Origin of the sequence: Vibrio sp. 10N.222.55.C6 (genome assembly GCF_041473395.1) — a bacterium.
Lineage (GTDB): Bacteria > Pseudomonadota > Gammaproteobacteria > Enterobacterales > Vibrionaceae > Vibrio > Vibrio crassostreae_C.
In genome coordinates this window covers 226927-244242 of the sequence record NZ_JBFRSD010000013.1, presented here as the reverse complement: position 1 = coordinate 244242, position 17316 = coordinate 226927, and the positions used below count along the sequence as shown (strand labels likewise).

Annotated in this window: 1 protein-coding gene; it reads left to right on the top strand. The window is 47.6% G+C overall.

Annotation, left to right across the window (positions count from 1 at the left end; all coding sequences use genetic code 11):
- On the top strand, positions 1-17298 hold a 17298-nt coding region (locus tag AB4486_RS11625; RefSeq protein ID WP_372117234.1), incomplete at its 5' end, for a tandem-95 repeat protein.
- Between the last annotated feature and the right edge of the window lie 18 nt (positions 17299-17316).

Here is a 17316-nt window from a genome sequence, read left to right as displayed (position 1 = left end):
CTTACCGACAACGGTAATGGTACATACACCTTTGCTCCGAATGAAAACTTCAATGGCGACGTAAACTTCGGTTTTGATGTGTCTGACGGCACCGATACGGTCTCTGCAAACATCGATGTGAGTGTAACTGCCGTTGATGATGCACCTGTGTCAGGCGATTTAGCGTACTCAATCGACGAAGATGGTTCGATTCGTCTAAGCCAAGAGCAGTTGCTATCACAAGCATCAGATGTTGAAGGCGATGACCTTACTGCTAGCGGCCTAACGGTTGGTGGTGATGCAACCGTTACTCAAAACGATGATGGCAGTTTCACCATCACGCCAGATGAGAACTTCAATGGCGACATTGATATCAGCTTCGATATCTCAGATGGTACCAATACCGTTCAAGCATCAGCTGACCTAACCGTTAACCCAGTTAATGACCTGCCAGTACCTCAAGATCAACAGTTCAGCGTTGAAGAAGACGGCACGTTAATCTTTACTGATGCCGACCTATTAACAGGCGCTACCGACATTGAAGGTGATAACCTAACGGTTGAAGGTGTGACCTACGATGGCGGTGACGGTATTCTTACCGACAACGGTAATGGTACATACACCTTTGCGCCAAATGAGAACTTCAATGGCGACGTAAACTTCGGCTTCGATGTCTCTGACGGCACCGATACGGTGTCAGCAAACATCGATGTGAGTGTAACTGCCGTTGATGATGCACCTGTGTCAGGCGATTTAGCGTACTCAATCGATGAAGACGGTTCGATTCGTCTAAGCCAAGAGCAGCTGCTTTCTCAAGCCTCTGACGTGGAAGGCGATGACCTGACTGCTAGCGGCCTAACGGTTGGCGGTGATGCAACCGTTACTCAAAACGATGATGGCAGTTTCACGATTACGCCAGATGAAAACTTCAACGGTGACATCGATATCAGTTTCGATATCTCTGATGGCACCAATACCGTTCAAGCATCGGCTGACCTAACGGTTAACCCAGTAAACGACCTACCAGTACCTCAAGATCAACAGTTCAGTATTGCAGAAGACGGTACTTTACAGTTCACAGACGCGGATCTGCTTACAGGCGCGACAGACGTTGAAGGTGATAACCTGACGGTTGAGGGCATCACTTATGAAGGCACTGATGGCGTACTGACTGACTTGGGTGAGGGATCATATAGCTTTGCTCCAAACGAAAACTTCAATGGTGATGTGAGCTTTAGCTTCGATGTGTCAGACGGTACCGATACCGTGTCTGCAAACATTGATGTTAGCGTGACTCCTGAGAACGATCCGCCTGTTGCGGGCTCAACGTCCTACACGGTGAATGAAGATAATTCGATTACCATTTCTGATGCACAACTATTGGCAACATCTTCAGATATTGAAGGTGATGTATCGATAGACAGCGTGACTTACTCTGGTAGCGACGGTGTCCTCGAAATCAATGGTAACGGCACTTACACCTTCTCGCCAAATGAGAACTTCAGCGGTGAAATTGCACTGGATGTGGTTGTTGCTGATGAAGATGGTGCGACCGACTCAACGACCGCGGGCATCAATGTTCTTGAAGTGAACGATCCGCCGGTTGCAGGCCCTACGTCTTACACCATTGATGAAGACTCAGTACTTACCTTCAGTGAGTCTCAAGTGTTGCTTAACGCCTCAGATGTAGAAGGGGATGTTGATCTTGTTGGCATTAGCTACGATGGCCCTGAGGGTATCTTCTCAGTAAATGGTGACGGCACTTGCAGCTTCGCTCCAAATGAGAACTTTAATGGCCAAGTTCAGCTTGATGTCACCATTCGTGATGAAGATGGTGCAGAAGTGGAAACCGTCATCAATGTTGACGTATTACCAATCAATGATGCGCCAGTGTCTGGTGATTTGGCTTACAACGTTAACGAAGATGGTTCAATCACACTGAGCCAAGATCAGCTGTTGTCTCAAGCGTCCGATGTAGAAGGCGAAGATCTAACCGCAAGTGACTTAACAGTTGGTGGTGATGCGACGGTTGTAGCTAACGATGACGGCAGTTTCACGATTACGCCAGATGAAAACTTCAACGGTGACATTGATATTCAATTCAACATCACTGACGGTACTGACACGGTTCAAGCAACCGCCGATCTTACTGTTAACCCAGTTAATGACTTGCCGGTTCCTCAAGACCAACAATTCAGTATCGCAGAAGACGGTACGCTTCAATTTACAGACGCCGACTTACTTACCGGTGCCACCGATATTGATGGCGACGACTTAACCGTTGAAGGTATTAGCTATACAGGTGGTGATGGCGTACTGACCGACCACGGTGATGGTACTTATACCTTTGCGCCAAATGAAAACTTCAATGGCGATGTGAACTTCAGTTTCGATGTGTCTGATGGCACAGAAACCGTTAGCGCTAACATTGATGTGAGTGTGACTCCTGAGAACGATCCGCCAGTTGCGGGTTCAACCTCATACATGGTCAATGAAGACAATGCCATCACAATTTCTGATGAACAGTTGCTAGCTAACTCTTCGGATATTGAAGGTGCGGTGTCGGTTGATACTGTGACTTACAGTGGCACTGATGGTGTGTTCCAAGATAACGGCGATGGCAGCTATACCTTCCTTCCTAATGAAAACTTCGGCGGTGATATCAGCCTTGATGTGATTGTTGCAGATGAAGAAGGTGCAATTGATGAAACCACAGCAGGTATTACCGTTCTTGAAGTGAACGATCCACCAGTTGCGGGTCCAACGTCATACACCATTGACGAAGATTCGGTTCTGACGTTCAGTGAATCTCAGATTCTTGTGAATGCTTCGGATATCGAAGGCGATGTAGAACTTGTTGGCATTAACTACGATGGCTCTGACGGTATCTTCACTGTAAATGGTGATGGTACATGCAGCTTTGCACCCAACGAAAACTTCAATGGTCAGGTTCAACTGGGTGTGACCATTCAAGATGAAGATGGCGCAACGGTTGAAACACACATTAACGTTGATGTATTGCCAATCAATGATGCGCCAGTATCGGGCGATTTGGCTTACACCATCAATGAAGATAGCTCCATCACGCTAAGCCAAGAGCAATTGCTAGCAAGAGCAGGTGATATCGATAGCGATAACTTAGAAGCTATCAATCTATCTACTGATGAAAATGCGACCATCCAACACAATGATGATGGCAGCTACACCATCACACCGAACGCAGATTACAACGGTGACCTAGATCTGAACTTCGATATCATCGATAACGATGGTGGTTCAGTTCAAGTTGGCCTAGACATTACCGTGAATCCGGTTAATGACTTGCCACAAGCGCAAGATCAACAGTTCACGATTGAAGAAGACGGTACGTTACTCTTCACCGATGCTGACCTGCTTGCAGGTGCGTCGGATATTGATGGTGATGAACTGTCGATTGAAAACGTGCTCTACACTGGTGCAGATGGTGTTCTTAGCGATAATGGCGACGGCACATATAGCTTTGCTCCAAACGAGAACTTCAATGGTGATGTTCAATTCTCATTCGATGTCTCTGACGGTACTGATTCAACATCAGCTGTTATTGATGTCAGCGTAACGCCTGAGAATGACCCACCAGTAGCGGGCTCAACATCGTACACAGTTCAAGAAGATGGCCAAATCACGATCAGTGATGAGCAATTATTGGCAAACTCTTCCGATGTAGAAGGTGATGTTTCACTGTCTGGAGTATCGTACTCCGGTGATGACGGCTCTTTTGTTGATAATGGCAATGGTACTTACACCTTTACGCCAAATGAAAACTTCGATGGTGATATTTCACTAGACGTTGTTGTCGTTGACGAAGACGGTGCAACCGCAACCACAACCGCTGGCATCGATGTTATCGCTGTGAATGACGGACCTGAAACTTCGGGCATTCAGGCTGAAGTCGATGAAGATAATTCAATCACCATTACTCAAGAGCAGTTACTCGCTAATGCGACCGATGTTGAAGGTGATGAGTTAACGGCATCTAACCTACAAACCAACGATCCAGATGCGACAATTGTTACTAATGACGATGGTTCATTCACTATTACGCACACAGAAAACTTCAATGGCGAGTTGGACTTCACATACAGCATCAGTGATGGTGAGAATGAAGTTCTGACGACACTCGACTTGACGGTTAACCCTGTCAACGATGCGCCAGAAGCGGGCGATGAAATCTTCATCCAAGCGCAAGAAGACCAAACAGTTGGTGTGACACTTCGTGAAGAACCAGCACTACGTTTAGACCAAGCGCCAGAAAACGGCATCATTGAAGCAAATGTGAATGACGAATGGGTGGTACTGGAAGTAGGACAAGAAGTTCCTGCAGATACCGAAGTGCGCTTTGTTCCAAGTGAAGATGCTCTTGCTGAAGGTACACACACCACACAAATCGGTACGTTTGACGATAACGCGAGTGTGGATGATTGGGGTACAGAAGTTGACCCTTATACGCGTGAGTTCTCAGATGGTGACTTAACGGTAACTGTTCAAAGTAACGATGACCCTCTTGGTGCCTGGAATGGCAACACCCACATTGGTCATGGTATCGGTGATACTGACCGCCAAGGCTTAAGTGGTGATGAGAAACTGACGGTTTCAGTTGAAGGTCAAGACATCAATGAAATCAGTTTCCACCTAGATGGTTTGGGTGGCTGGTTCATGGAAGAGTCTCGTCACTTTACAGAAGTAGAAATCAAAGCGTTCAATGAGGATGGCGACCTAATTGACTCGATGACTTACCACAAAGAAGACCGTGGTACTTTCGAGACAGATTACACGCTAACGGTTGATCAACCAGTGTCCTACTTTGAGCTTGGTACCGTGCAAGGTAATGGTACTTACGTCGTTCAAAACATGACAGTGTCACAAACTTGTCATGATGAAGCGGTGTTTACATCGATTGGTGTAGATGGTTCAGAGATTACTGAAACGGTTGAGTTGAATATCCATGCGGGTGACAACGAAATCGAGTTAACGGCTGATCTTCCGAATATTACTGTCGATACCGATGGTTCTGCCCAGTTTGCTTCGGTTGTGATTACCGAAGAGCAACTACTGGCGCAAGCATCTGATATTGATGGCGACGACCTTGATATTGAAAATCTAGAGCTAGTGGGTGAAAACTCAGAGCATGCAACACTCACCGATAATGGTGATGGCACTTGGACGGTAACACCGGATGAAAACTTCCATGGTGAAATCGAACTTGGTTACCAAGTTACCGATGGTGAGCTGACAGACAGCAATATCATCAATATCAATTTCGAATCAGTAAATGATGCGCCAATCGTTTCTGGCCCGATTGTTCTATCGACAGATGAAGATGAAGGTATCACGTTCAGTGCAGATGACTTGCTAGCGAACACCACAGATGTGGAAGGCGATACGCTGTCTATTTCTGACATCACTTACGGTGGTGATAACGGTGAGCTAGTTGATAACGGCGATGGTACGTTTACCTTCATGCCGAATGAAAACTTCAATGGTGAAATCGACATCGACTACAAGGTGTTTGATGGAACTGATGAAGTTGCAACGCATCTAGACCTAACGGTCGTACCAGTCAATGATGTGCCGGTTCCGGGTGAACCATTGCACACCCAAATGCTTGAAAACGGCTCCATGATCATCGAAGCGAAAGACCTATTGTCTGGTGCTACCGATGTTGATGGCGACATTCTTCATGTCGAAAACCTATTACTTGCAGACCAAACGCAAGGTACGTTAACGGATAACGGTGATAATACCTTTACCTTCGAACCTGCAGAAGACTTCTACGGTGAAGTGAATCTGACTTTCGATATCAGTGATGGCCAAGCAAGCGCACCAAGTACAGCAAGAGTTGACGTTGAAATTGTCAATGAAGGCCCAGAGGTTGGTGGTCCAATTGAAGCCGCTGTTGATGAAGATGGTTCAATCACTATCACTCAAGAGGATCTGTTAGCGAATGCGACGGATGTCGATGGCGACAACCTTGAAGCCGTTAACTTAGCGACCAACGATCCAAATGCGGTTGTTGTAGAAAACCCAGACGGTAGCTTCACTATTACACCAAGTGCAGATTTCTTTGGTGAGATTGAGTTTACTTATGATGTCACTGACGCGATCGAAACTGTTGCGGCTGACCTCAACCTAACCGTAAACCCTATCAACGATGCTCCAGACGTGCCTGACATGTCTTTCACTACGGAAGACGGTCAAGCGATTACCATTACCGAAGCTGAACTATTAGCACAAGCGACAGACATTGAAGGCGACGAACTGTCAGTTGTGAATGTGACGAGTGCAAGCGACACGGTAGAAGTCACAGACAATGGCGATGGAACATACACATTAACACCAGAGCAGGGCTTCTTCGGTAACGTTGACTTAGCGTTTGATGTGAGCGATGGCACTGATGTAGTTGCCGCAAACATCGACCTAAAAGTTGAGTTCGTCAACGATGCGCCAGAAGCGACGCCAATGGTGGCAGATGTCGACGAAGATGGTTCAATCCTCGTTACACAAGAAATGTTGTTGGAGAACGCGAGCGACCAAGATGGCGATGAGTTATTTGCAAGCGCGCTTGAAACTAACGATCCAAATGCCAGCATTGTAGACAATGGTGATGGCACGTACACAGTGACACCTTCAGAGAACTTCAATGGCGATATTGCATTCACTTATGAGGTGAGCGACGGTGAGCTGAGCACGTCTAATGATATGACATTGACCGTTAATCCGGTGAATGACATTCCAATTGTTGCTCCAGGAATGTACCACATCGAAGAGGATGGCAGCATCCTGTTCACTCAAGAAGATCTATTGAGTGCTGCAATTGATATTGATGGCGACGACCTAAGCGTTACCAGCATCAATTACTCTGGTGATGAAGGCACAGTAACCGACAACGGCGATGGCACGTTCAGCTTCGTTCCTGAAGAGCACTTCAGTGGTGATCTGCAGTTCAGCTTTACTGTGACAGACGGTACGGATGAAGTTGAACAAGACATTAATGTTCACATTGAAGCAGTTGCTGATGCGCCTGACTTAGTTATCACGGATGGTGATGGTGTTAACGTCGACGACCAGGCGATTTTGGTTGAGCCAGGCGGTATTGTTGAACTGAACATTGCTGCGGCACTTGTCGACCAAGACTTGTCTGAAACACTCACTGTTACAGTAGATGGTGTGCCAGAAGGTTCGGTTATTCAATACGATAACGAAGGCGTTCTGAATGACCAAGAGAACGGTATCACCAGTTACAACGACACTGAAATCACAGTAACGTTTGAAGGTGAGACGGCTGGCTACCAAAACGCTGCGGGTTACTACAAAGTAGACGAAGACGGCAACATCACAGGTGTTGAAGTTGTTTACGAAAACGCATCACAAGTTGGTGGTGGCGGCGACCTTGTTCCAGGGCAAGATCAATTCAGCTTCCAAGTCGAGGAAGGCGAAAGCTTTAACCTGTTCTTAATTCCAAACGGACATCAGCACAACGACTTTGATGCGATGCAAGACGGTCAGTACGAGTTCCGTGCTGAGGATGGTTCGCCTGCGAACATGGATACGGTTGATCCTCAACTTGTCTTTGTGGCTGCTGATGGAACCGAGACAGTGATTCAAGGCCAAAATGGTGACGCGATCTTCCATGGTGGTTCAAGCTCTCAGCTAAACCAAGATGGTATCGAACATACTCGTACTACGGTTAATGAAGACGGCGAGCTGGTTTACGGATTTGAAGATTTGTATGGCGGCGGTGATGCTGACTATTCTGACTTCAACTTCACAATCGATGTCGGTGAAGTGAACAGCCAAATCTACAGCGGTGAAGTAACGGTTGGCCCTGATGGTACGGTGAACTTACCAACAACGGCTATCGAAAATGCGTTACAAATCCAGTTACCAGAAGACTTCAATGAGCAGCTTGAAGTTCATGTAACCGCAACTGCGACAGAGTTATCGAATGATGATTCTGAAACGGTATCTCAAACCATCTACATTAACGCGACAGGCGCGCACATTGAGCACGCACCTGAAGCACTTCCGGTTTCTGCAACGGTTGAAGAAGATGGTTCAATCATCATTACGCAAGAAGACTTATTGGCTAATGCGCGTGATTTAGATGGCGATCAGTTGACGGCTCTGAATTTAGCAACCGATGATGAGAGCGTTACGATTACCGATAACGGTGATGGTACGTACACATTAACGCCAGATGCTGATTTCAATGGCGATGTGAGCTTTACGTTTGATGTGTCTGATGGTGATGATGTTGTCTCTACCAACCTTGAGTTAACAGTTTCACCAGTAAATGACGGTCCAGAAGCACAAGACCACGCATTCACAGTCGGCGAAGATGGCGTGTTAACGTTCAATGACCAAGACCTATTAACAGGTGCAACGGACATTGAAGGGGACGACCTAAGTGTTGAAGGTGTAACTTACACTGGCGCAGATGGTGTCCTAACCGATAATGGCGATGGCACCTACAGTTTCGCGCCGAATGAAAACTTCAATGGCGATGTGAACTTCTCGTTCAATGTATCAGATGGAACCGATACGGTAACCGCTAACATTGATGTGAGCGTGACGCCAGAGAATGATCCTCCGGTTGCGGGTAATACGTCTTACACGGTTCATGAAGACAACTCTATTACAATCAGCAACGAACAACTGCTAGCGAACTCTTCGGATATCGAAGGCGAAGTCGCAATTGATAACGTGACTTACAGTGGTAGCGACGGTGTTCTGGAAATCAACGGTGACGGTACATACATCTTCTCGCCAAACGAGAACTTTAATGGCGAAGTTAGCCTAGATGTTGTCGTGACGGATGAAGATGGAGCGACTGAAGCAACAACGGCGGGTATTACTGTCCTTGAGGTGAACGATCCGCCAGTTGCTGGCCCTACGTCATACACCATCGATGAAGATTCAGTACTGACTTTCAATGAGTCTCAAGTTCTGTTGAACGCTTCTGATATTGAAGGTGATGTTGAGCTTGTTGAGATCAACTACGATGGCCCAGACGGTATCTTCTCAATCAATGGTGACGGTACATGTAGCTTCGCTCCGAATGAAAACTTCAACGGCCAAGTTCAATTGGATGTAACCATTCAAGATGAAGACGGTGCTCAAGTTGATACGTTTATTACGGTTGATGTATTACCAATCAACGATGTACCAGTATCAGGCGACCTTGCATACAGTGTTGAGGAAGACGGTTCGATTACCTTGAGCCAAGAGCAGCTTCTTTCTCAAGCGAGTGATGTAGATGGCGACGACCTTACTGTTTCTAACTTGATTGTTGATGGAGACGCGACGGTTGTTGCTAACGATGACGGCAGCTTTACCGTTACGCCAGATGCGAACTTCAATGGTGACATTGACCTAACGTTCGACATTAGCGATGGTACAGATACGCTGGTTGCGACGGCTGACCTAACCGTTAACCCAGTCAATGACCTTCCACAACCACAAGATCAAACGTTCAGCATCGGCGAAGACGGCATCTTGAACTTCACTGATGAAGACTTGCTGACAGGTGCGACTGACATTGATGGGGATGACCTGTCGGTTGAAGGCGTTACTTACACAGGTGCGGATGGTGTTCTTACTGATAATGGCGATGGAAGCTACAGCTTTGCGCCAAACGAAAACTTCAATGGTGATGTGAACTTCAGTTTTGATGTGTCAGATGGCACGGATACAGTTCAAGCCAACATTGATGTCAGCGTGACACCAGAGAACGATCCACCGGTTGCAGGTAGCACGTCTTACACCGTTCATGAAGACAACTCAATTACCATCAGTGACGAACAGTTACTTGCTAACTCTTCTGACATTGAAGGTGATGTGGCAGTCGATAGCGTGACTTACACTGGCGCTGACGGTGTCTTTGAAGACAACGGTGACGGTACTTACACCTTCTCACCAAACGAAAACTTCAACGGCGAAGTTAGCCTTGATGTTGTCGTAACTGATGAAGAGGGCGCAACTGAAGCGACCACCGCGGGTATTACTGTACTTGAGGTGAACGATCCACCAATCGCAGGCTCAACCAGCTACTCAGTCAACGAGGACGAAGTTATCACCATCAGTTCAGAGCAACTGTTGGCAAACGCTTCTGATATCGAAGGTGAAGTGGCGATTGATAGCGTTAACTACACAGGTTCAGACGGTATCTTTACCGACAATGGTGACGGAACATTCAGCTTCGCACCTAACGCTAACTTCGATGGCGACGTAAGCCTTGATGTTGTCGTTACTGATGAAGAAGGCGCAACCGTAGCGACCAACGCAAGCATTGATGTTCTGCCTGTTAACGATGCTCCGGTATCGGGCGACTTGGCGTACAGCGTGGACGAAGATGGCTCAATTACCTTGAGCCAAGAGCAATTACTTGCTCAAGCGAGTGATGTTGATGGCGATGACTTAACAGCGGCTAACCTAACCGTTGGTGGTGATGCGACAGTTACAGCAAACGATGATGGTAGTTTCACTATCACGCCAGATGCTAACTTCAATGGCGACATTGATTTGAACTTCGACATTACCGATGGCGATGCGACGCTTCAAGCAACGGCTGACCTAACGGTTAACCCAGTTAATGACCTGCCAACAGTCGGTGAGCCACAATTTGTGACTCAAGAAGACACCAGCTTTACCTTCACAGAAGAACAACTGCTGCAAAATGCGGGCGACATTGATGGTGATAACCTATCGGTTGAAAATGTGGCTTCAGATAGCGGTACTTTGGTTGATAACGGCGACGGCACTTACACATTCGCACCGAATGAAAACTTCGACGGCAATGTGAATGTGACGTTCGACGTGAATGACGGTACCGCGACAGTACCAGCAGAAGCGACGATTGATGTTCAATCTGTGGTTGATATGCCAGAGCTGTCGATTGCTTCTGACCTAGTGATTGCTTCAGACAACTTCGAGTCTGGCTCAAACGGTTGGAATACAGGCACAGAAAGCTCTCAAGGCTTCGAGTCGGGTGACATGCTAGGTCGTATTGGTGGAACGGGCGGTGATGAAGCCGTCAGCAAAACTTACGACATTCCAAGTGATGTGAGCGAAGTTAATATCTCGTTCAACTTCTACGAAATTGATTCTTGGGATGGTGAGTCGTTCCAAATCTTTGTCGGCGGCGAAGAGCTAACGACATTAGATAATTCTGCGTTCCGTACTCAAGATGGCACAACAACGCTTTACGATTCAGAAGGAAATGAAGTCGGCGAAGTGGTTCACGGCGTATCGCAAGGTGAGGGCTTCAGTGGTTGGAATGACCAAGCACACCAAATCAACCTAACGGTACCAGTAGAAGACGGCCAACTTGAACTTGGCTTCGGTTCAACCCTGAATCAAAGCGTCGATGACGAGGCGTTTGGTATCGACAACATCGAAATCACAGTGTCTGACGCGGATTACCAAATCATTGGTACTGAAGACACACCTGTACCACTTGATATTGATGCAGCTCTAACAGATACCGATGGCTCAGAAAACCTTGCTATCTTGATTGAAGACGTGCCAGAAGGCAGCTCGCTTTCTGCAGGTACCGATAACGGTGATGGCACTTGGTCATTGCAACCAGGCGAGCTAGAAGGGCTAGAGTTTATCCCTTCAGGTGACTTCAATGGTGATGTGGTTCTAACTGTGAATGCAACATCAACAGATGTTGATACCGGTACAACCGCAACAGCTACGCAAGACGTGACGATTCACATCTCACCTGCGAACGATGCTCCAGAAGTTGACGGTGATATTAGTGCCGTTACAGCCGAAGATAACAGCATCACGCTAACTCAAGAGCAGTTGCTAGAGCACGCTGTCGACATTGATGGTGATGACCTATCAGCAATCAACCTAACCACCAATGATGAAAATGCGACCGTTCAAATGAACGACGATGGCAGTTTCACCATTACACCGAGTGAAAACTTCAACGGTAATATCGAATTTAGTTACGATGTCACCGATGGAGAGGACATGGTCGCTGCTGGCCTAGACTTGACGGTAACACCTGTCAATGATGCGCCAGAGCCACAAGACCAAGCATTCACTATTGGTGAAGATGGGGTTCTTAACTTCACTGACGCTGACCTGTTAACGGGTGCGACGGATGTTGAAGGTGATGACCTAACAGTCGAAGGTGTGACATACACTGGTGCTGATGGTGTGCTTACCGACAATGGTGACGGAAGCTACAGCTTTGCGCCAAACGAGAACTTCAATGGTGATGTGAACTTCAGCTTTGATGTGTCAGATGGCACGGATACGGTTCAAGCCAACATTGATGTGAGCGTGACGCCTGAGAACGATCCACCAGTGGCGGGTAGCACGTCTTACACTGTGCATGAAGACAACTCAATCACGATCAGTAACGAACAGCTATTAGCCAACTCTTCAGATATTGAAGGTGAGGTTGCGATTGATAGCGTGACTTACACTGGCAGTGACGGTGTGTTCGAAGACAACGGTGACGGCACTTACACCTTCTCGCCAAACGAGAACTTCAATGGTGATGTGAGCTTAGCGGTTGTTGTTACCGATGAAGAAGGGGCAACAGAAGCGACCACCGCGGGAATCACCGTACTTGAGGTGAACGATCCGCCAATCGCAGGCTCAACCAGCTACTCAGTCAACGAAGATGAAGTTATCACCATCAGTGCAGAGCAACTGTTGGCGAACTCTTCTGATATTGAAGGTGAAGTGGCGATTGATAGTGTTACTTACACAGGCGCTGACGGTATCTTTACTGACAACGGCAACGGCACATTCAGCTTTGCACCGAACGCAAACTTCGATGGCGATGTTAGCCTCGATGTAGTGGTGACAGATGAAGACGGTGCGACAGTAGCCACCAGCGCAAGTATTGATGTTCTTCCAATTAATGATCCACCAGTATCGGGTGACTTGGCATACAGCATTGATGAAGATGGTTCCATTACTCTGACTCAAGAGCAGTTGCTATCTCAAGCATCGGATGTGGACGGCGATGATCTTAGCGCTGCCAACCTAACCGCGGGTGATAACGCTACAGTTACGGCAAACGATGATGGTTCATTTACCATTACCCCAGATGCTGACTTCAATGGCGATATTGACCTAAGCTTCGACCTTTCTGATGGTACTGAAACGGTTGTTGCAACGGCCGACCTTACTGTGAATCCAGTGAATGACATCGCAGTTGTAGAAGATGTCGCTTACACCATTGAAGAAGACGGTTCACTTACCTTTACAGACGAGCAACTGCTAGCGGGTGCTTCTGATATTGATGGTGATGAGCTGTCAGTTGCCGACGTGTCTTACACTGGCGCAGAGGGTGTGTTCACCGACAATGGCGATGGCACTTACACCTTTGCACCGAACGAGAACTTTAACGGTGACGTAAGTCTGGACTTCTCAGTATCTGATGGTACAGAGACGGTTGATGCAAACATCGACGTAACGGTAACAGACGTTAACGATGCACCTGTGGCAGGCGCAACGTCTTACCAAATGAACGAAGATGGCACCATCACATTGAGCCCTGAGCAGTTGATTGCTAATAGCTCCGATGTGGACGGGGAAGTGTCTCTTGATAGCGTGAGCTACTCAGGTGCAGACGGTATCTTGGTTCAAAATGAAGATGGTTCGGTAACGTTCGCACCAAACGAAAACTTTAACGGCGACATCAACCTTGATGTGACGGTTATTGATGACGATGGTGCTACCGCTCAAACCACTGCTGGTATTGAAGTTATTGCAGTTAACGACGCACCAGTGGCCGGAAACCTGGCTTACTCGGTTGATGAAGATGGTTCAATTACGCTATCTCAAGAGCAGTTGCTGGCTAACGCATCGGATGTTGATGGTGATGCACTAACCGCAAGCAACCTATCTGCAGGTGACAATGCGACCGTAACAGCGAACGAAGATGGTTCATTTACTATCACTCCGGATGCTGATTTCAACGGTGACATTGATTTGAGCTTCGATGTGTCAGATGGCCTTGAAACTGTTCAAGCTGGAGTCGACCTAACGGTTAACCCAGTCAATGACCTACCAACAGCAGAAGACCAAAACTTTACTGTTGAGGAAGATGGAACGCTAACCTTCACTGACGCTGACCTATTAGCAGGTGCTGCGGATATTGATGGTGATGACCTTTCTATCACGGATGTGTCTTACACGGGCGCAGAGGGTGTGTTCACTGACAACGGTGACGGCACTTATAGCTTTGCTCCGAACGAGAACTTCAATGGCGATGTCAACCTTGGCTTCACAGTGACTGATGGCACTGAGACAGTCGATGCCAATATTGGTGTGACGGTAACGGATGTTAACGATGCGCCGGTAGCGGGTTCTACGTCTTACCAAATGAACGAAGATGGCACCATCACAATCAGCCCTGAGCAGTTAATTGCTAATAGCTCTGACGTTGATGGTGAAGTGTCACTTGAAAGCGTGACTTACTCAGGCTCTGACGGCACCTTGGTTCAAAACGATAATGGGTCTGTGACCTTCACGCCAAACGAGAACTTTAATGGTGATATCAGCCTAGATGTGGTCGTGACCGATGATGACGGTGCAACGGCAACAACAACGGCAGGTATCGAAGTTCTGGCTGTGAACGATGGACCTGAATCTGAGGATGTGAAACTAACCACAGCCGAAGACAGCACCATTCTTATCACACAAGACATGTTGTTAGCTCAAGCTACCGACATCGATAACACCGCAGACGAGCTGTCGGCTTCTGGTCTACAAATCGACCCTAGCTTGGGTGAGTTGCTAGATAACGAAGATGGTACTTGGTCATTTACACCAAACGAAAACTTCAATGGCGATGTGCGAATGACGTTTAACGTTAGCGATGGCCAAGAGACAATTTCAGTCGACGGCAACATCGATGTTACGCCAGTGAATGATGCACCTGAAGCGCCAACCATTGAGATGCAAGGCGAAGAAGATGTGGTCATGGTGATTGACCCTGCTTACATCGCGGGTCAAGTGACAGACCTTGATGGCGACGAGATCAGCATTGAGAGCATCACAGTACGAGCACCAGCGAATGCGACCTTAACTCAGCAACCAGACGGCATGTATCACTTAGTGACTACTCAAGACTTTAATGGCTTAGTAGAACTCGGTTATCAAGCTACTGACGGTGAAGAAGTGGTTGATGGCTCGCTGAATGTGGATGTCATTCCGGTTAACGACGCACCATTCAACGTCGGCAACGCAATGATGACCACCAACGAAGATGGCGCGTTCACCTTCGATGCTGGCGACTTGATGAACTTGTTCGGTGACATTGATACCGCAGACCTTGTTGTTTCTCGCATTATCACCGCAGACGGTGAAGATGGCGGAGAAGTTACAGACAACGGTGATGGTACTTGGACATTCACACCAACAGGCGACTTTGCGGGTGTTTCTGACCTACAAGTTGTCGTGAGTGACGGTGAGTTCGAAACGGTTCTCGATGTTCCTGTGTACGTACGTCCTGTCGCAGATGGCGCGGTTATTTCAACTGACCATGACGGTCCATTAGTCTTCGGCGAAGATGAAACGGGTCACTTGGGACTGAACGTTGGCCTAGTCGATGATTCAGAAACACTAAGTAACTTGGTGATGACAGGTTTCCCTGTTGGATTCGAGGTAACAGATGGTGTGAATACCGTGATGATCACCGAGCCGGGTCAATACATCGACCTGTTCGACTGGGATATCTCAAACATTCAAATGACGCCGCCTGAAGACTTCCATGGTGAGTTCTTCGTAACCGTAAGCGCAACAACGGTTGATTACGGAGATGAGCCGGAAGCGTTTGATGATGGTATCGATTCAGGTGATTTCGAAACTGTGGCGGGTGATTCCATCATCCTAACGGCGGACGACCTAATTGCTTTGGCTGAGAATGTGGATGCAGACAGCGATGATGAAGTGAAACTGGTTCATCTTGCCGACCGCAGCCAAGGTGAGATTGTCGATAATGGCGATGGCACTTGGACGTTCACACCAGCACCAGGCTTCACGGGCGAAGCAGACATTGCGTACGTAGTTGATAAAGATGGCGTGCTTCATGATGAGCAAACTGGCGTAGTCGTGAAAGAAGGTGACTCGCAAGAGAATGCAGCACCAGAAGTTAACAGCGCCACAACGACGGAAATCGCAGCGGATGCCACCTTGTCGTTCACTGATGAAGACATGTTAGCGAATCTGAGCGATGCAGAAGGCGACAGCTTGAGCATTGAGTCAGTAAGCTTGATGGAAGGTCAGGGCGTAATTGAGAGCGATAACCAAGGTAACTATCAATTCACTCCTGCTGAAGACTACACCGGCGATGTTCAAGTTGGGTTTATAGCGACCGATGGCGAAAATCGCATCGAAAGCTTCTTCAATGTGGATATCCAAAGTGGCGATGAAACAGCGGCGAGCGAAGGTTATACCTTAGCTGATGATGGTTCACTAACTATCACGGATGCACAGCTGGTGGATGAGTTGGGCGTGAGTGATTCTGCACAGGTTGTTGATGTTGCAGACGCGAACGATGCTGGCTTCTTTGCCGAATCAGGTGAAGGTGAGTGGACTTACTGGCCGAACGAAGACTTCGATGGCAATTTAGCGATGAATGTTGAAGTTAACGACGGCGGTGAAGTATCAAGCCACAGTGTAAGTATCCAAGTGGCCGATGAATCAGTGCAAAGTGATGAACCACAAGTCCAAGCTGCTCAAGCAACAGAAGAGCAACAAGTGGAAGTGGTTCAACAAGCTGATGACCAAGCTCAAGATGCTGAAGCTGAAGGCAGCACAGCAGATGTAACCGCGGCACCGGGCGATACCATCTCTATCTCGATTCCAGATGAGGTGAGTGGTAACGAATCGGTTGATTACGCTGATATGTCTGGCTTACCTGAGGGCGCTACTGTGAGCAACGCACTGGATAACGGTGATGGTAGCTTCACAATCAGTGGCAACCTAGAGCAGCCTGTATCCGTTGAACTTCCAGAAGGTTATGAAGGTACTAGCGAGATCCAATTCCAAGGTTACGACGAATTGGGTAGTTCAATAGACGGTGCTAGCGGTTGTGTTGAGGTTGAGGTCGATGATCAATACACCATGCAAGGTTCTACTCAAGAGCAGCAACCAGACATGGCGGGTATGGAATCTGGTGGCAGCGACTGGACAAGTTCAGGCGGTCAAGATCAAGGTGTTGACTTCACGGACGACTCTGGAAGCTTCGATTCAGATTCTCAAACTGGAACCGATCAAGGCAACGACTTCGACCAAAGCTCGATTTAATCGAGAGGGCTTAGTTTT